Here is a 15,683-nt window from a genome sequence, read left to right on the forward strand (position 1 = left end):
ATTCCGAACCCGGAAGCTAAGCCTTTCCGCGCCGATGGTACTGCAGGGGGGACCCTGTGGGAGAGTAGGACGCCGCCGAACAATTATTGTGGGATAGCCCCGCACCAGGAAACTGGTGCGGGGCTTTTCTGCGTTTACGGGTCGTTTTAATCACGTTGCCTGTGGAGCGCCGCCCGGCCAGGATCGGTTCATGGAACACCTCATACGCCGTGTGCGCGCCGACGAATGGCAGCAGGTCCGGGATCTTCGGTTGGCTGCCCTGCTGGATCCAATGGCCTCGATCGCCTTCCACGACACATACGAGCTCGCGGCGGCCCGGCCGGACTCGATGTGGCAGGAGCGGGCGGCCGGTGCCGCCTCCGGGGAGCAGGTGGCACAGTTCGTCGCCGAGGCTCCGGACGGGAGCTGGGACGGGACCGTCACCGCACTGATCGAGAGGCCGGGCGAGGCCACCGGGTTCGCCTCGCAGCCCGTGGTCGACCAGGCCCACGCGGTAGGAGTGTTCGTACGGTCCACGGCGCGGGGTTCCGGGCTCGCGGAGGAACTGTTCCGGGCCGTGGTGGAGTGGTCGTGGGAGGTTCGGGAGCCGAGGCCCGTCGAGCGGGTGCGGCTGTTCGTGCACGAGAGCAACGTACGGGCCGAGGGACTGTACCGGAAGTGCGGCTTCGAGCGGACCGGGACCACCGTGCCGGCGGAGGGTGACCCCAGCACGGTGGAGATCGAGATGGCGGTCCAGCGGCCTCGGTAAATGTCTGATCAGTGGGGTGCGTTGCAGGCGCAGCCCGGGGTGGCCGTGGTCGGGATGCCTTCTCCTTCGGGAGGGGTGCTCGCGGCCGCGGCCTTTTCTATGCCCGCCAGGAGACGGGTGCGTTCCTGGGGGCCGATGTAGTGGCCCGCGTTGACGACGGCGTGGATGCGGCGGGTGTTGCGGATGTCGGCGAGGGGGTTCGCGTCGAGGACCACCAGGTCGGCGGGGCGGTTCTCCGGGAGGCGGAGGAGGCGGGCGGGGACCGTGGTGGCCGAGGCGAGTACCTGGTGGGTGGGGAGTCCTGCTTCCGAGAGCAGCCGGAGTTCCTCGTGCAGGGCGAAGCCGGGGACCGCGTAGCCGGTGCCGGTGTCGGTGCCCGCGACGAGCGGGACGCCGGCGCGGTGCATTTCCTCGACCATGCCGAGGCGGTGCTCGTAGATTTGGCGGATGCGGGCGGTGTCGTCGGGGGTGCGGGAGCCGACCAGGGACTCCCAGGTCTGCGGCCAGGTCTGGATCAGCCAGGCGGGGAGGTACTTCCACTCGTCGACGGCCGTGGGGAGCTCGTCGGTGCGTTCCAGGGAGTGGTGGATGGTGAGGGTCGGGGTGACGGTGGTGCCGCGTTCGGCGAGGGTGTCGTACAGGCGGCGGGCGCGGGACCTGTCGTACGAGCGCATGGCCTGCCACTCCAGGGGATGGACCTGGCGGAACCAGCTGCCGTAACGGGAGGTGCTGGAGGGGTCGTTGGGGTCGATCCTGACCTTGGCCAGGGCCTCCCGGATCTCGCGCTCGCGGGAGGAGGTGGCGAGGAGCATCGCGTGCAGGTGCTCGATGGAGCGCTGGCCCGAGGTGGCGGCCCGGGACATCGGGAGGCTGTCCGGGCAGTGGCCGGCGAAGGGGATGCGCTGGCGGGCGGACTCGTCGGCGATGGCGTAGTAGGCCTCGGGGGAGAGGCGTGAGTAGACCTTGACGAAGTCGGCGCCGTCGCGCTTGACCTGGCGTACGGCGGCGCGGGCGGAGGCTTCGTCGGTCACCTCCATGAGGGGGAGGCCGGTGTCCCGGGCCCAGATGGAGGGCGGGCCGTCGAGGAGCGGGCTGGCGATGACGAAGCGGGGGCCGAGCAGGGTGCCGGACTCGATCTTCTTGCGCCAGGCGTGATGGAGGGGCTGGCCCCACATCTCGCGGACCGCGGTGATGCCGGTCAGCGGGAAGAGGGGTGGGGTGAGGGCTTCGTCGCCGCTGGTGTGGATGTGGGACTCGACCAGGCCGGGGACGACGTACTTGCCGGAGAGGTCGACGACCTTGGCGTGCGGCGGGGGCTTGAGCTGGGCGCTCGGGCCGGAGCCGACGATCCGGCCGGCGGCGAGGATCAGGGTCTGGTCGGGGTGGGTGCGGGAGTCGGCGCCGTTCAGGACGGTGGCGTGGGTGAGGGCGAGGACTTCGGTGGGGGCGCCGGGGCGGTCGGTGGTGGTGGTCGTGGTGGCTGTGGGGGATGTGGTGGTGGGAGTTGCCGCTGTGGCGCCGGGGGCGAGGGTGATGCCGGTCAGGGCTGCGGCGGTGCCGAGCCCGGCGGTGACGAGGGCTTCGCGGCGGGTGGGGGCGGGACGGCGAGAGGGGGTGGGACGGTGCGAGGGGGCGGGGGCAGGGGTGGGCATGGGTGGTTGTCTCCGAGGGTGGGAGTGCGGCGTGCCCCGAGTGGGGTACGTACGACTCTCTCGTTTTCGGAGGCGGGGAGCAGTGGGTGTGACCGGCCGGACCGGGGTGTACATGGGTGCACCTCGGGAGGGGTGCGAGCCCTAACGGGCTTGTGGCCAGCGGGAGTTGAACTGTTCCTGGGAACGGAGCAGGGCCAGGGTCGGCAGACCTTGGCCCTGACCGGCCGTGAGGAGCTCCGGGAGCTGGGGAAGTGGAGCCACAGCCGCGACGTCGTCCAGGACGAGCGTCATTGGTGGGTCGAGCCGACCGTCGGATGACCGTGCGGCCATGCGGCGGCCGTGCTCGACCACGTGTGAGGCGAGGGCGGTGAGCAACGGCATCGCGCCCGGTCCTGTGGGGCGGGTGCGGGGGTCTTCGATTGCTTCACCGACCACATAAAGCGTTCCCCCCTCGTCCGCAAATGATTCCAAGGTGAGCGAATCAGTTCGGTTTGGGGTGCAAGCCTCACGGATGTGGACCGAGGAGAGGGCGGAGAACGCCCGGATGGTCAACTGCTGGGCCTGCTCACGGCGTTCGGGGTATGCGGTGAGGGCGGACTCCAGGAGGCCGGCGGCGCCGGACTGGGCGTCGGGGTGGGTACGGAGGACACGTACCGCTTCGTGAGCGCCTGTTCCCTGGGCCCAGCGGAGGAGGTGTTTGAAGGGGCGGCCGTCTATGGCGGCGGCGTGCAGCCAGCTGCGGAGGAGGGTCTCGGCGGTCTCCGCGATCGCCGCGTCGATACGGGCCTGGGGGCGGACCGGGGCGAGGAGCGCGGCGGCACGGGCGGCGGCGACGGCGGGGTCCTCGCAGCCGGTGGTCGGGGACCAGTGGAGGCGTGCGGGGGTGTCGCAGCGGTGCTCGGGGTCGTAGAGGAGGACGGGGCCGAGCTTGGCGCGCGAGTCCTTGGTCTCCTCCCAGAGGGAGGGGTCCGAGGTGAGGACGAGGGCGGGGCCGGGGGCTTCGAGGATGGTGTGGAGGGCGGTGGGGCGGTGGGTGGGGCGGTTGTAGAGGGGGGCGGGGGTGGGTGGGGTGGGGGTGGGGGATGCCGGGTTGGACGGTACCGGGGCGGTGGGCGGTGCGGTGTCGGCGGGCGGACGCGGGGTGGGCGGACGCGAGGGGAGCGGCTCCGCCGGGGGCCGCCCAGTGCCCACCCGTTCCGCCCCCAGGGCGGCCCTGCTGCCCACAGGGCGGCGGGCGGCACTGTTGTCCGCAGGGGTGTGGCGGCGGGTTTCGCGGGTTCGGGCTCGGAGTAGGCGCCAGCGGGTGAAGACGCCCATGACGAAGATGGTCAGGACGATGAGGACGAGGAGCTGGCCGATGAGCAGGCCCCAGAAGAGGCCGTAGCCGGAGAGCTGGGTGGCGGGTGTGGCCGGCCAGGCGCCGGTCAGGTCGTGGGGTGCGGTGACCAAGTGGCGCAGGGCGACGGGGGTGTTGGGGAAGGTGACACCGGTGGGCCAGGCGCCGTGGGAGAGGAGCCCCGCGAGGCCGGTGCCGGTCCAGGTGAGGACACTCAGGCCGAGGATGAGGCCCAGGAGGCCGAGCAGCAGCCCGTCGGGTACGCCACCGGCACGGCGGCCGTCGCGACCGTCACGGCGGTCGCGGTAGCCCTCGCTGCGGTGGGCGCTGAGGTGGCTCTCCCGGCGGGGACGGCCGGGTCCGTCGTCCCCGTAGCATGCGCGGCCGACCCCGTCGTCGCCGTGACACGCGCGGTAGTCGGTCCCGGCGTCGCCGTCCCGGGGAGGGTGTTCGTACCTCCTGTTGGGCATGTCAGGCCACCGTTGCGTCGGAGGACTCGACCTCGTTCATCTGTTGCTCGATGAGGGCTGCGCGCTGTTCCGCCTCCCAGTCCGCCGCGCGGGCTTCCTCGTTGAGGAAGCCGTCGTCGTCGGCGGGGGCCGCGGAGGATTCGGTCATGGCGCGGTCGGTGAAGACCAGGGGGCGTTCGGCTTCGGTGATGAGGTGTTTGACGACCTGGACGTTGCCGTTGACGTCCCAGACGGCGATGCCGGGAGTCAGGGTGGGGATGATCTCGACCGCCCAGCGGGGGAGACCGAGGACCTTGCCGGTGGCCCTGGCCTCGTCGGCCTTCTGGGCGTAGATGGTGCGGGTGGAGGCCATCTTGAGGATGGCGGCCGCTTCGCGGGCGGCTGCTCCGTCGACGACGTCGGAGAGGTGGTGGACGACGGCGACGAAGGACAGGCCGAGGCGGCGCCCGAACTTCAGGAGGCGCTGGAAGAGCTGGGCCACGAACGGGCTGTTGATGATGTGCCAGGCCTCTTCGACCAGGAAGATGCGCTTGACGCGGTCCGGGCGGATCCAGGTGTGTTCGAGCCATACGCCGACGATCGCCATCAGGATCGGCATCGCGATCGAGTTGCGGTCGATGTGGGACAGGTCGAAGACGATCAGTGGGGCGTCGAGGTCGATGCCGATGGTGGTGGGGCCGTCGAACATGCCGCGGAGGTCGCCGTCGACCAGGCGGTCGAGGACGAGCGCCACGTCCAGGCCCCAGGCGCGTACGTCGTCTATGTCGACGTTCATCGCCTCCGCCGACTCCGGCTTTGGGTGGCGGAGTTGCTCGACGATGTCCATGAGGACGGGCTGGCGGTCGGTGATCGTGGTGTGGACGTAGGCGTGCGCGACCTTGAGGGCGAAGCCGGAGCGCTCGTCCAGGCCGTGGCCCATCGCGACTTCGATGATGGTACGGAGGAGAGCGAGCTGGCCGGTGGTGGTGATGGCCGGGTCGAGGGGGTTCAGCCGGATGCCGTCGTTGAGGGCGGCCATCGGGTCGAGGCGGATGGGGGTTATGCCCAGCTGCTGGGCGATGAGGTTCCACTCGCCGACACCGTCCTCGCCCTGCGCGTCGAGGACGACCACCTGGCGGTCCTTGAAGCGGAGCTGGCGCAGTACGTACGTCTTCTCCAGCGCGGACTTGCCGTTTCCGGATTCGCCGAGCACCAGCCAGTGGGGGGCGGGCAGTTGCTGTCCGTACAGCTGGAAGGGGTCGTAGATGTAGCCCTTGCCGCTGTAGACCTCGCGGCCGATGATCACGCCCGAGTCGCCGAGTCCTGGTGCCGCCGTCGGGAGGTAGACGGCCTGCGCCTGGCCCGTGGACGTACGGACGGGCAGGCGGGTCGTCTCGACCTTGCCGAAGAGGAAGCTGGTGAAGGCATCCGAGGCTGCGGACAGCGGGTCTCGCATGGTCTGTCCTTTCGGAAGGGGGTCAGCGACGGATGCCGGTGGCGAACGGGAGGGTGTTGACGAAGGCCCGGTGGTGCTCGCGGTCGCACCACTCCAGCTTCAGGTACGACTTGCCGGCCGAGGCGCGGATGGTCCGCTTGTCGCGGGCCAGGGCCTCGGGGCTGCGGGAGGAGACGGTGATGTAGCCGACGATGTTGACCCCGGCGGCCCCGCTCGCGAGGTCCTCGCCGCGCTGGTCGAGGCGGCCGTGGGCGGCGATGTCGCGGGGGTCGACGGTGCGGTTCATCTTGGCGGCGCGGGAGGCGTCCGCGTCGTCGTTGGTCTTCTCCGTGAGCATCCGCTCGATGGCGACCTCGGTGGGTTCGAGGTCCATGCAGACGGCGACCGTACGGATCACATCGGGGGTGTGGACGAGGAGGGGGGCGAGGAAGTTGACGCCGACCGGGGTCATCGGCCACTCCTTCACCCACGCCGTGGCATGGCACCAGGGCTCTCGGGTCAGCGACTCTCGGGTCTTGGCCTGGAGGTAGGTGGCCTCCATCGCGTCCAGCTCGGCGGGCCAGGCGTTGCGCTTGGTCATCGCCTGGATGTGGTCGATGGGGTGGTCAGGGTCGTACATCGAGTGGACCAGCGAGGAGAGCCGGCCCTGGCCGAGCGGCTGGCGGACCCGGATGTCGGCCTCGGCGAGGCGGGCGCAGATGTCGGTCAGCTCGCGCGCCATGACGATCGCGAGACCGGCGTCCTTGTCGAGCTTGCGCTGCCCCTTGGGGCGGGTGGCGCGGGCCATCGCGGCGCCCTCGGAGGCCAGTTCGCGCGTGTAGTGCATGCAGGCGACGAGGTACGCGCGGTGCTGCTCGCTGGAGGTGGAGACCATCGACTGGAGCTGGTCGTACGAGTCCTGGAGCCACTCGGGAGCGGAGCGGTCGCCGCGCTGGGTGACGTCCTTGGCGTGCGCGTCAGGGTCGGCGGGGAGGGTGCGGGCCAGCATCTGGATGCGGGTGACGAAGCCGTCGCCGTTCGCGACGTGCTTGAGGAGCGTGCCGAAACGGTCCACCAGGGCTTCCTGGTCCTCGCTGTCGCGCAGGCCGACACCCGGGCCCTCGATCTCGATGGCGGCGGTGACGGTCCGCCGGTCGGCGTGCAGGAGTACGGCGATCTCGTCGGGGCCGAACGGGGCGGCCAGCCAGTTGATCCGGCCGATGCCCGGGGGCGGCCCGATCTCGACCTCGCGGCCGTCGCCCTTGGTGCCCGCGTCCATCGCCTGGGACCGGTAGGTGGTGCCCTTGCGGAGGTTCCGCTTGTAACTCCGGTTGATCTCGAACCACTTGTAGAAGGTGCGGTGCTTGTACGGCACGTACACCACCATCAGGGCGAGCAGCGGGAACCCGACGAGCAGCATGATGCGCAGGGAGAGGGCGGGGACGAGAAGCCCGCACATCATGCCGAGGAACCCCCCGGCGATGATGAGCGCGATCTCGCCGGTCTCGCGGTTCTTGCCGACGATCGCGTTCGGCCGGGCACGGCCGATGAGATACGTGCGGCGGGGCGTGATCGGATGGGACTGGGTGGTCAACGCCCGCCACCTCCTGTGTTCTTGCGGTGGCCGTGGGGGCTGCCGGAGGTCCCGGTGTTGCCCGTGGAGCCGGTGCCGCGGTTGCTGTGGGTGCTGTTGCTACGGGCGGACGGCGCGGCGGACGGGATCGCTCCGCCGCCTCCGGATCCGGTTCCGCTTGACGGGCTGCCCGAGTCGCCCGCGCGAGAGCTGTGGGCGGCGATTCCGCCGCTTGCGTTGGCGGCCTGGCGGGGCGCGGGTGCGCTGCCTCCGCCGCCTCCTCCGCCGCCTCGGCTGCTGTGGGTCTTGATGCCCTGGGAGACGAGGTTGGCCGGGGAGGAGAGGACCGCGGAGGCGCGGGCTCCGTCGGTGACCTGCTTGCGGCTGGCGCTGGCGGCGGCGATGTCGTCGCCGAAGCCGGGCACGAAGCGGTAGATCATCGCCGAGGCGAAGATGGCGAGCAGGATGATCGCGAGGCCGGAGACGACGGCGGAGAAGGCGTTGGGCCCGTCGCCAGTGGAGAGCGCCCCGGCGAGGCCGAGGACGATCACGATGACCGGTTTGACGAGGATGACCGCGATCATGATGCCCGCCCAGCGGCGGACATGGCCCCACAGGTTCTTGTCGACCAGTCCTGCGTACACGACGGTGCCGAGGAGGGCGCCGACGTAGAGCAGGGCGGCCCGGATGACGAGCTCCAGCCAGAGGACGCCGGCGGCGAGGATCGTGACGAGGGCGACGACGATCAGCATGATCGGCCCGCCGCCGATCGAGTCGCGATTCTTCAGCGCCTCGGCGAACGAGCCGAAGAAGACGTCGGTCTGGCCGCCGGACGCGGTGGAGATGACCTGGGTGACACCGTCGGTCGCCGAGACGATCGTGTAGAGGATCAGCGGCGTGAAGGCGGAGGCGATGACCGTCAGCCACAGGAAACCGATGGCTTCGGAGACGGCGGTGGAGAGCGGCACCCCGCGCATCGCCCGCTTGGCCACGGCGAGGAGCCACAGGACGAGGGTCAGGATCGTGGAGGCGGCGAAGACGACGGCGTACTGCTGGAGGAACTTGGGGTTGGTGAAGTCCACGTTGGCGGTCGACTTCACCGCTTCGCTGAGCTTGCCGACGATCCAGGCGGCGGCGTCGGCACAGCCTTTGGCTAGGGAGGTGAGGGGGTCTAGGGAGGAGGAGTCGGGGGTGGGGGCGGCGGGGGTGGGGGTGCTGCCGGGGGCGGAGTTGCCGCGCTCGCAGTAGTCCTTGGCGGGGCCAACGATCAGGTCGCAGTTGCTGGTTGCGGACGGCGACGGGGTGGGTGGCGGAGTGGGTGCAGCGAAGGCGCGGGCCGACAGGACGACGACCGTGGCCTGTGCAGAGGCCAGGACGGCGGCGACCTTGAGCGCGCGGCGCGGGCTACCGGGCATACGTGAACCCTCCGTACTGCTCGACCGCCTTGGCGATCGTGTCTGCGTCGGAGGCCTTACGGTCAGCGTTCACTGGAGCCGGGCCCTCCTTCTGGGAGTAGCTCTCGACCTTCCAGTCGTTGTCGCTCCACTGAAGCTTGAAGACCATGGTGAACCAGTCATTGGTGACGGGGCTGCTCTCGGCTCCGCCGCCCGCGGTCCCGAACACGCCCGTGCACCAGACCTCGACCGTTGAGGTGGTGGCCGACGACTCCGTGACCTTGGTGCCGACAGGCGCGGTGCGTGAGACGTAGGTCCTGCCCTGCGCGGCGTTGCCGTTCGCATCGAGGCCGACCTTGTCGAGGAACGCCTTGTCGTAGGCCTTGTCGAACTTCCCCTGGAGTTCGTCGACCTTGGCCGGGATGAACACCTGGGGCACGATTTCGCGGCGGCGGTCCGGCTTGAGAATGTCGGCGGAGACGAGCGCCACGGCAAAGTTCGCAGCCGCGCTCTGGGCACCTTGGGCGTCGTGTGCGTACCCGGAGGGGACCGTCGCGCCCTTGCCCGTCACCGGCTTCTCACCCGTAGGCGCCGTAGAGTTCGCCGCCGGTGGCGCACCCTCCTGGCCGCCGCTCTGGGCCGGGCCGTCTCCCGGGCCGCCCCGGTTGGCGAAGGCGATTGCCGCGACCAGCAGCACCACCACACCCACCACCGTGACCATCGACCTGGACGCCCGTACCCGCGGATTGCGCGGTCGGCCCGTGCCCGCGTCCTCCGGCATCCGGGTACGCGTCTGGCGGGTCCCGCCCATCGTTGTGTAGGGGTCGTCCGTCCCCCGCCGGTCGTCGTCACCGAGGCTCATGCCGCGTACGCCCCCTCAGCCTTTCGCAGTCCCGCGCAGTAGTCGCCGTATCCGTACTCGCATTCGCATGCGTAGTGCTTAGACGGTAGCGGTGCGGCATCCCGCGTGGGCGCGGTGTGGTGACCCGTCACATGAGTCGGCATCAGAGAACGCAACCTCGGGGGGAGTTCCGGGCACGCCCGGTGGGGACTGGGGAAGAGGTGGCTAGACGGCCATTCCGTACACGATGGTGAACAGAGTCCCGAGCGAGCCGATGATGAAGACGCCGGTCAGGCCCGCGACGATGAGTCCCTTGCCCTGTTCCGCGCTGAACGTGTCCCGAAGCGCCGTCGCGCCGATCCGTTGCTTTGCCGCACCCCAGATGGCGATGCCGAGGCAGAGCAGGATGGCCACGGCCATCACGACCTCGATCATGATTTTGGCTTCGGTGCCGAGGTTTCCGAACGGGCCCCAGTTCGGCGCGATACCGCCGATGATGGTGGTGATGTCGCCCTTGTCGGCTGCCAGGATCATTAAGTCACCGCCCCTGTCGGTTAGTTCGTGTCCCTGCCGGGCGGCAGAGAGCATCGCCCTATCTTCCCTGATGAAACCGCCCCGGTATGTCGACTTGGCGGCTCTCTTTGCCCGACCCCCGCACCAGAGGCCGGTCTCACCGCCCTGACCTGCGGTGCGGGGCGATACGGGACCGGATGTATGCGAAAAGCCGTATGGTCACTCTGTGTATCACGGAGGGTGACTCCGGGCAATGACTGGCGTTGTACACCCTGGCTCTGTTACGTCCGGTCGGGGCGTGCGACCCCGTGCGCGGGCGGTGTGTCTGCGCGCGCGCGGGGGCTCGCCTCCGGCCCCGCCCCGCACTGTTCGCCCCTGCGCGGTCCACCCTCGGATGGGCGCGACCGGCGTCACCGTTCCGGGCCGCAGTCGCGAGGAGATGCCGCTCGCCGGGGTTCAGTGGGGCGTCGCGGACCGGACTCTGAGTGACCGTCACCTCGTCTCACCTCGTCTCACCTCGTCTCACCTCGCCTCGCCTCGCCGGGCCGGCGTCGACGTTGTACGGCTCCTGGTGTGGCCCGCCGGGTGAGCGGTGGTCAGCCTTCCGGATGACTCGGTCGTGGAACGTGCTGGCCGCGGCGGACACGGGTGGGCCCGGCGCCGCTGGTGTGCGGGGCCGGGCCCACCCGTGCTCGCCGAACTACCGCTGGGTCAGTGGTCGTTCTTGAACTTGTACGCGCGGCACTCCGACTCCTTGCCGCCCTTGTAGCGGCAGAAGAGGAAGCCGATGGTCTTGTTCTCCGGGAGGTTGAGCTTGCCGCCCTCGCTCGCGCGGTGGGTGATGCAGTTGCCTTCGCCGCCGACCCAGGTCTCGTACAGGGTCGGGCCGTACGCGTCGCCGAGTGCGACCCACATCTTGACGGCGTAGCCGTCCGCGTCGATGTCGCAGATCTTGACGATGTCGCCGTACTCGGTGAACTCCGCCTTGCCGCTGTAGCCGAAGGCGCCCCAGGCGTCGCCGGTGTTCATGGTGTGGTCGGCGGCCATGGCCGAGGTGGAGATGCCGAGGGTGAGGGCGAAGCTTGCCGCGAGAACGCCGACCGCTTTGCCTGCCTTGCTGAATTTCATGGTGCTGGAGCGTAGTGGTCGGAGATCACGCGGGAATCGCGAAAGTTGGCAGGTCCGGTTCAGGTGGCGTGGTTCTCTTCGTCGAGTCCCTCTACGAAGTGGTCGAACTCGCCGGCCTGTACGCCGAGTACGAAGGCGTCCCACTTGCGGCGGTTGGTGGTGACGACGGTGTCGGGGTCGCTGGTCTCCCGGAGGTAGACGGGGTCCTCGGGCCCCTCGCCGGGCCCGAAGGCGATCTCGATCCAGGGCCCGGGACCGTCTTCGCCTTCGGGCGCGGCGCGGGTCCAGTCGAGACGGGGGGTGGGGGTGGGGGCCGGGTCGGGGGTGGTCATAGGGGGCTCCTCGGGGACGGGGACGGGGACGAGCTCGTGACGTGGGCCGGTGGGTGCCGTGCGGGGTGGTGGGTGGTTGCGCTTGCCTGCGGCGCTGGCCCCTCCCCACCCCTTCCCGAAACTGCTGGCCGCAGGGCTGGAGGGGTTATGGCTTGCGCCGGTGGGGGCTGGGGCCCCGGGCTGCGCCCCGGTGCACGGCTGCGCCGCGCGTCCTCAAACGCCGGACGGGCTGAGTGGGGTGCTGGTCTCGGGGAGTTGGACGTAGTACGAGGACTTCTGCCAGGGGTCAGGCATGGCGGGGTTGTTTCAGCGTGCGGGTGAGTGCCGCGAAGGCCGCGGGGGCGGAGCGAAGTATGACCTCGCTGGGGTCTCCGCTTTCGATGAGTTGGACCACGTTGTCGCTGGTGGCGACATGTACGCAGGAGTCGCCCTGGGCGCAGTAGGAGGACTTCTGCCAGGTCCCGGTCATGGCTGCTCCTTCAGTACGCGGGTGAGCGCATCGAAGGCGCTCGGGGTTGCCCGGAGTATGCCCCCGCTGGGGTCCGCGCTCTCGGTAAGTTCGACGCGTTCTTTGGTCGCGGCGAAGTGCACGCAAGCCTCGCCTTCCCCGCAGTACGAGGACTTCTGCCACGGGTCAGGCATGGCGGGGTTGTTTCAGCGCGCGGGTGAGGGCGGCGAAGGCGGTGGGAGTGGTGTGGAGTATGAGCCCGGTCGGGTCGGCGCTCTCGGTGAGTTTTACGGTGGACTGGGATGCGGCGACATGGACGCAGGAACCACCCTGTGCGCAGTAGGACGACTTCTGCCAGGCGTGCTCTGTCATGGGAGAACCCTTCACAGCTCGGTGGTCATGGTGTGGATGAAGGTGCGGGACTCGGAAGGGCTGAGGGCGACGGATTCCATCCGGGCCAGGAGGGCGCGGTAGCCGTCCAATTCGGCTGCGGCATCCACCATCAGCGGGCCGTGCGACTGGTCGAGGTACACGGTGTCGAGTTGTGGCACGACGTCGTGTACGTACACGAGCGTCTGGCCGGAGCCTGGGTAGGCCCCGGCGGAGAAGGGGATGACCTGGAGCGTGATGTGCTCCCGCTCGCTCTGGTCGAGCAGGTGCCCAAGCTGGCGCTTGGATACGTCACGGCCTCCGACGGGGACGCGGAGCGCGGCCTCGTGAACGACGGCCTGGTAGGTCACCGGGTCCTCCCGGTCCAGCACGCCCTGGCGTTGAAGGCGGAGGTTCACCCGGTGCTCGACTTCCGTGCGGGAGAGGGCCGGGACGGCCTGCCGCATGACTTCGCGGGTGTGGTCGGTCGTCTGGAGCAGGCCAGGGACGTGTGCCGTGTTGGCGGAGCGGAGGGCCGTGGCGTAGTGCTCCAGCTCGGCTACATCGAGGAGCGAGCGGGGCAGGACTTCCTGGAAGGTGTCCCACCAGCCCCGACTGCGGTCCTGAGCCATGTCCGTCAGGGCGTCGACGAAGGCTTCGTCCTCGCAGCCGTAGGCATTCGCCATGGCACGCACCCGGTCGACGCTGACACCGAACCGCGCCGTCTCGATGTTGCTGATCTGACCGGGCCGCACCGCTAGCGCTGTCGCCGCCTCGATGGATGTCATCTTGGCTCGCTCGCGCAGTTTCCGCAGCTCAGCGCCTAGGCGGGAACGTCGCACGGTGGGGATGGCCCTGGGCGCCATTTCTCAACTTGCCTTTCAAGATAGGGAGTTCGAGTAGTCACTCACATGGGTGGGATTGGACAGGAATCCTGGAGAAAAGCCAAGTAATGCTTGCGCACACTCTAGTGTCTCTCTCAGGCCTACCGCCTGGAAGAACCCCGCTCGACGGAGCGGCATCGTCACCGGGCACCACGCCAACTCCCTCCCGTGAACGGAGACTTCGATGTCAACCGTATCCAAGCCGTGGTCCTACACCCTCCAGCTCCCGCACGAAGTGCACTCGCCCCGCATCGCTCGCTGCACCCTCCGCTCCATCCTCCAAGCACACCACCTCACCCAACTCATCGACACCGCCGAACTGTTGGCCTCCGAACTCGTCACCAACGCCCACCTGCACTCCGACGGCGACTACGCCCTCCGGCTGCGGTCCGCCCTGCCGGGGCAGGTGCGCATCTCCGTCTGGGACACGAACCCGGAGATCCCGACCGCCTTCGTGAAGGAGCCCGACGTCCCCGACGACTCCGCCGAGTGCGGGCGCGGGCTGCTCCTCGTACAACTCTGCGCGGACGCCTGGGGTGCGTACCAGCTCGGCGACGCGGCCTTCGGCACCACGGGCAAGCTGCTGTGGGCGGAGTGCGGCCGGGCCGGCAGTGGCGGCGCGTGGAGCGATGCGGCGTAATTCGCGAGGCTCGTCAGCGATTTCGGGCACGACCGTGTGCCGTACGGAGCCATGATGGCTCATTTCCTTACACGGTCCGCCGATTTGCCGTAGGCCAACTCCCCAGTGCTGGAGTGCTGCTGAGATGACGCCAACCGTTCCGTTCAGGCCATCAGGAATGGCTGGCTGTCTGCGGGGCTGGGAGGCGAGTGCCGAGTCGGGTGGGGCGGGGGTGGCGTGGCAGCCGTCCCCGCCCCGTGCCGGTGGGCCCGTTGTTTGCGGGGGCGGTGCGGCCCTTCGTCGTATCCCCGCGTGCAGGGAATGGAGGGGGTACGAGCGTGATGAGCAGCATCGAATCGGCAGACGGCAGGGTGGACGAGCGGGCTGCCGGCGACGACAGGTCCGGGGCCGGTGGGCAGGCCGGGGACAAGCCGGAGTGGGGGCTCGTTCTGGTCCTCTTCGCGCCGGCGTCCCTCGCCCTCCGCTACGGCGGGGTGTGGAACTGGTGGGCGCTGCTCTGGGCGCCGCTGTACGTCGCTGCCCTCGGCGTGGCCGCCGTCGACTGGCAGCTGCTCGTGCGCTGCCGGTGGCGGATGCCCGTGAAGGAGTGGGTCCTGTTCGGGCTGACCCACGTCAGCGCCCTCTCCTCGCTCGCGATCCTGGCCGGTCTGCTGTCGGTCTGAGGTCCGTCTCCCCCGAGCGAGGGGGACGGACGCCCCGGACGGGGGAGGCGGGCTACGTGTCGTACGCGCCGAGGCCGCCGGCGCAGTTGGCTGCCACCCAGCCCTTGCGTCCCCCCCCGTAGGCCGTCGCGCGCCAGCACTGTCGGATCCGACAGAACGACACGACAGTGTGCGGAACTGCCGTGAACAGGGCTCCGATGGGGGAGGGTTGTGGAGTGCGCAAAATCTGGTTGGCGAGCGGGATCGGGGCCGGGATGTTCCTGGCCTTCGTCGCGCTGCTCGTGGTCGGTACGTTCTCGGCTGCGGCCGGACTCAACGGGCAGGGTGGCGCCGGAGGGCGGGCCGTCGGGCTGGCGAAGGGCGCCGTGCCCGCGCTCTACCAGCCGATCGTGCAGAAGTGGGGCAACCTCTGCCCGGCCATCAATCCAGCGCTGCTGGCTGCCCAGCTCTACCAGGAGAGCGGTTTCGACCCGGACATCGTGAGCCCGGCCAAGGCGCAGGGGATCGCCCAGTTCATCCCGGGTACCTGGGCCGCTCACGGCATCGACGGGGACGGTGACGGCGACCGGGACGTGTGGGATCCGGCCGATGCCATTCCGTCGGCGGCCTCGTACGACTGCGAACTGTCCGGGTACGTGAAGAAGGCGCCGGGCGATCCGACCGACAACATGCTCGCCGCGTACAACGCGGGCGCGTATGCGGTCATCAAGTACGGCGGCGTCCCGCCGTACCGCGAGACCAAGAACTACGTAAAGATCATCCGCTCCCTGGAGCAGAGCTTCGCCAAGCCCGTCGGCCGCGTCGCGCCCTCGCAGCAGGCTGCCGCCGCCATCTACTACGCGCAGAAGAAGCTCGGTACGCCGTATCTCTGGGGTGGGAACGGGACCGCCGATCAGCAGGGGCGGTTCGACTGTTCCGGGCTGACCGTGGCCGCGTACGACACCGTCGGCATCGACCTGCCGCGCGTCGCCAACGACCAGTACAACGCGGGGCCGCACCCGGCCCGTGAGGAGCTGCTCCCCGGGGACCTGGTCTTCTTCTCCGACGACCTCACCAATTCGCGGATGATCCGGCACGTGGGCATCTACGTCGGCGGCGGGTACATGATCAATGCGCCCTTCACGGGGGCCGTCATCCGGTTCGACAAGATCGACACCCCTGACTACTTCGGTGCGACGCGGGTGACGGAGGATGGCGCGAAAGCGCTGCCGACGACCCGGCCGAGAGCCTGAATCCGGTCCGGCGGAAGCTGACGGGGCGTCGAATTCGGCCGGAACTC

Annotated in this window: 17 protein-coding genes and 1 rRNA gene; 5 read left to right on the plus strand and 13 right to left on the minus strand. The window is 69.6% G+C overall.

Annotated elements, in window-relative coordinates; translation table 11 throughout:
* Both rrf and AB0D18_RS25880 read left to right on the plus strand, forming a co-directional pair.
* Nucleotides 1-81: ribosomal RNA gene (gene rrf / locus AB0D18_RS25875) — 5S ribosomal RNA — on the plus strand; the annotation flags it as partial.
* Between the two features lie 109 nt (nucleotides 82-190).
* Nucleotides 191-748 (plus strand): GNAT family N-acetyltransferase, encoded by a 558-nt coding sequence (locus AB0D18_RS25880; RefSeq protein ID WP_362423059.1) that lies wholly within the window; start codon nucleotides 191-193, stop codon nucleotides 746-748.
* Nucleotides 749-756: 8 nt separating this feature from the next.
* Here the strand turns inward: AB0D18_RS25880 and AB0D18_RS25885 are convergent, their stop codons facing one another.
* From AB0D18_RS25885 to AB0D18_RS25945, 13 genes are all read right to left on the minus strand, one after another.
* Nucleotides 757-2,400 carry an amidohydrolase family protein gene (locus AB0D18_RS25885; RefSeq protein ID WP_362423062.1) on the minus strand — a complete coding sequence of 548 codons (1,644 nt, stop codon included), beginning with the start codon at nucleotides 2,398-2,400 and terminating at the stop codon, nucleotides 757-759.
* Between the two features lie 141 nt (nucleotides 2,401-2,541).
* Complete coding sequence (locus tag AB0D18_RS25890; RefSeq protein WP_362423065.1) at nucleotides 2,542-4,206, minus strand: type IV secretory system conjugative DNA transfer family protein; 1,665 nt, start codon at nucleotides 4,204-4,206, stop codon at nucleotides 2,542-2,544.
* 1 nt (nucleotide 4,207) lies between these two features.
* Nucleotides 4,208-5,641: an ATP-binding protein gene (locus tag AB0D18_RS25895; protein WP_362423068.1), complete on the minus strand. Its 1,434-nt coding sequence runs from the start codon at nucleotides 5,639-5,641 to the stop codon at nucleotides 4,208-4,210.
* A gap of 22 nt (nucleotides 5,642-5,663) precedes the next feature.
* Nucleotides 5,664-7,214, minus strand: a complete 1,551-nt coding sequence (locus tag AB0D18_RS25900) for an SCO6880 family protein (protein ID WP_362423070.1) — start codon at nucleotides 7,212-7,214, stop codon at nucleotides 5,664-5,666.
* Nucleotides 7,211-8,608 carry a hypothetical protein gene (locus AB0D18_RS25905; protein ID WP_362423073.1) on the minus strand — a complete coding sequence of 466 codons (1,398 nt, stop codon included), beginning with the start codon at nucleotides 8,606-8,608 and terminating at the stop codon, nucleotides 7,211-7,213. Before AB0D18_RS25905 ends, AB0D18_RS25900 begins: the two co-directional genes overlap by 4 nt.
* Nucleotides 8,598-9,449 carry a hypothetical protein gene (locus AB0D18_RS25910; RefSeq protein WP_362423076.1) on the minus strand — a complete coding sequence of 284 codons (852 nt, stop codon included), beginning with the start codon at nucleotides 9,447-9,449 and terminating at the stop codon, nucleotides 8,598-8,600. Before AB0D18_RS25910 ends, AB0D18_RS25905 begins: the two co-directional genes overlap by 11 nt.
* A 204-nt stretch (nucleotides 9,450-9,653) precedes the next feature.
* On the minus strand, nucleotides 9,654-9,962 hold the full coding sequence (locus AB0D18_RS25915; protein ID WP_362423079.1) for a hypothetical protein: 309 nt from the start codon (nucleotides 9,960-9,962) through the stop codon (nucleotides 9,654-9,656).
* Between the two features lie 690 nt (nucleotides 9,963-10,652).
* On the minus strand, nucleotides 10,653-11,069 hold the full coding sequence (locus tag AB0D18_RS25920) for a hypothetical protein (protein ID WP_362423082.1): 417 nt from the start codon (nucleotides 11,067-11,069) through the stop codon (nucleotides 10,653-10,655).
* 59 nt (nucleotides 11,070-11,128) lie between these two features.
* Nucleotides 11,129-11,401 (minus strand): DUF397 domain-containing protein, encoded by a 273-nt coding sequence (locus AB0D18_RS25925; protein ID WP_362423085.1) that lies wholly within the window; start codon nucleotides 11,399-11,401, stop codon nucleotides 11,129-11,131.
* A gap of 286 nt (nucleotides 11,402-11,687) precedes the next feature.
* The gene (locus AB0D18_RS25930; RefSeq protein WP_362423088.1) at nucleotides 11,688-11,870 is read right to left on the minus strand and encodes a DUF397 domain-containing protein; all 183 of its coding nucleotides are present in this window, start codon (nucleotides 11,868-11,870) and stop codon (nucleotides 11,688-11,690) included.
* Nucleotides 11,867-12,043 carry a DUF397 domain-containing protein gene (locus tag AB0D18_RS25935; protein WP_362423091.1) on the minus strand — a complete coding sequence of 59 codons (177 nt, stop codon included), beginning with the start codon at nucleotides 12,041-12,043 and terminating at the stop codon, nucleotides 11,867-11,869. The genes AB0D18_RS25930 and AB0D18_RS25935 overlap by 4 nt, the downstream gene beginning before the upstream one ends.
* A complete protein-coding gene (locus AB0D18_RS25940; protein WP_362423094.1) occupies nucleotides 12,036-12,221 on the minus strand; it encodes a DUF397 domain-containing protein in 186 nt (61 codons plus the stop codon). The genes AB0D18_RS25935 and AB0D18_RS25940 overlap by 8 nt, the downstream gene beginning before the upstream one ends.
* A gap of 11 nt (nucleotides 12,222-12,232) precedes the next feature.
* Nucleotides 12,233-13,084: a helix-turn-helix transcriptional regulator gene (locus tag AB0D18_RS25945; RefSeq protein ID WP_362423097.1), complete on the minus strand. Its 852-nt coding sequence runs from the start codon at nucleotides 13,082-13,084 to the stop codon at nucleotides 12,233-12,235.
* Nucleotides 13,085-13,286: 202 nt separating this feature from the next.
* Between AB0D18_RS25945 and AB0D18_RS25950 the strand changes: the two genes are divergently transcribed.
* From AB0D18_RS25950 to AB0D18_RS25960, 3 genes are all read left to right on the plus strand, one after another.
* Complete coding sequence (locus AB0D18_RS25950; RefSeq protein ID WP_362423100.1) at nucleotides 13,287-13,742, plus strand: ATP-binding protein; 456 nt, start codon at nucleotides 13,287-13,289, stop codon at nucleotides 13,740-13,742.
* A 320-nt stretch (nucleotides 13,743-14,062) separates the two neighbouring features.
* Nucleotides 14,063-14,404, plus strand: a complete 342-nt coding sequence (locus AB0D18_RS25955) for a hypothetical protein (protein WP_362423103.1) — start codon at nucleotides 14,063-14,065, stop codon at nucleotides 14,402-14,404.
* A 215-nt stretch (nucleotides 14,405-14,619) separates the two neighbouring features.
* Nucleotides 14,620-15,636, plus strand: coding sequence for a bifunctional lytic transglycosylase/C40 family peptidase (locus AB0D18_RS25960; RefSeq protein WP_362423106.1), 1,017 nt, complete (start codon nucleotides 14,620-14,622; stop codon nucleotides 15,634-15,636).
* Nucleotides 15,637-15,683 lie beyond the last annotated feature (47 nt).

It is taken from the genome of Streptomyces sp. NPDC048442, assembly GCF_040651475.1.
In the GTDB taxonomy this organism is placed as follows: Bacteria; Actinomycetota; Actinomycetes; order Streptomycetales; family Streptomycetaceae; genus Streptomyces.

Excerpts from the sequence above, each read along its gene's own strand:
- AB0D18_RS25885 (WP_362423062.1), bottom strand. The coding sequence starts at position 2,400 with ATGCCCACCCCTGCCCCCGCCCCCTCGCACCGTCCCACCCCCTCTCGC.
- AB0D18_RS25940 (WP_362423094.1), bottom strand. The coding sequence starts at position 12,221 with ATGACAGAGCACGCCTGGCAGAAGTCGTCCTACTGCGCACAGGGTGGT.
- AB0D18_RS25895 (WP_362423068.1), bottom strand. The coding sequence starts at position 5,641 with ATGCGAGACCCGCTGTCCGCAGCCTCGGATGCCTTCACCAGCTTCCTC.
- AB0D18_RS25915 (WP_362423079.1), bottom strand. The coding sequence starts at position 9,962 with ATGATCCTGGCAGCCGACAAGGGCGACATCACCACCATCATCGGCGGT.
- AB0D18_RS25930 (WP_362423088.1), bottom strand. The coding sequence starts at position 11,870 with ATGACCGGGACCTGGCAGAAGTCCTCCTACTGCGCCCAGGGCGACTCC.
- AB0D18_RS25925 (WP_362423085.1), bottom strand. The coding sequence starts at position 11,401 with ATGACCACCCCCGACCCGGCCCCCACCCCCACCCCCCGTCTCGACTGG.
- AB0D18_RS25910 (WP_362423076.1), bottom strand. The coding sequence starts at position 9,449 with ATGAGCCTCGGTGACGACGACCGGCGGGGGACGGACGACCCCTACACA.
- AB0D18_RS25905 (WP_362423073.1), bottom strand. The coding sequence starts at position 8,608 with ATGCCCGGTAGCCCGCGCCGCGCGCTCAAGGTCGCCGCCGTCCTGGCC.
- AB0D18_RS25935 (WP_362423091.1), bottom strand. The coding sequence starts at position 12,043 with ATGCCTGACCCGTGGCAGAAGTCCTCGTACTGCGGGGAAGGCGAGGCT.
- AB0D18_RS25890 (WP_362423065.1), bottom strand. The coding sequence starts at position 4,206 with ATGCCCAACAGGAGGTACGAACACCCTCCCCGGGACGGCGACGCCGGG.
- AB0D18_RS25950 (WP_362423100.1), top strand. The coding sequence starts at position 13,287 with ATGTCAACCGTATCCAAGCCGTGGTCCTACACCCTCCAGCTCCCGCAC.
- AB0D18_RS25945 (WP_362423097.1), bottom strand. The coding sequence starts at position 13,084 with ATGGCGCCCAGGGCCATCCCCACCGTGCGACGTTCCCGCCTAGGCGCT.
- AB0D18_RS25880 (WP_362423059.1), top strand. The coding sequence starts at position 191 with ATGGAACACCTCATACGCCGTGTGCGCGCCGACGAATGGCAGCAGGTC.
- AB0D18_RS25920 (WP_362423082.1), bottom strand. The coding sequence starts at position 11,069 with ATGAAATTCAGCAAGGCAGGCAAAGCGGTCGGCGTTCTCGCGGCAAGC.
- AB0D18_RS25955 (WP_362423103.1), top strand. The coding sequence starts at position 14,063 with ATGAGCAGCATCGAATCGGCAGACGGCAGGGTGGACGAGCGGGCTGCC.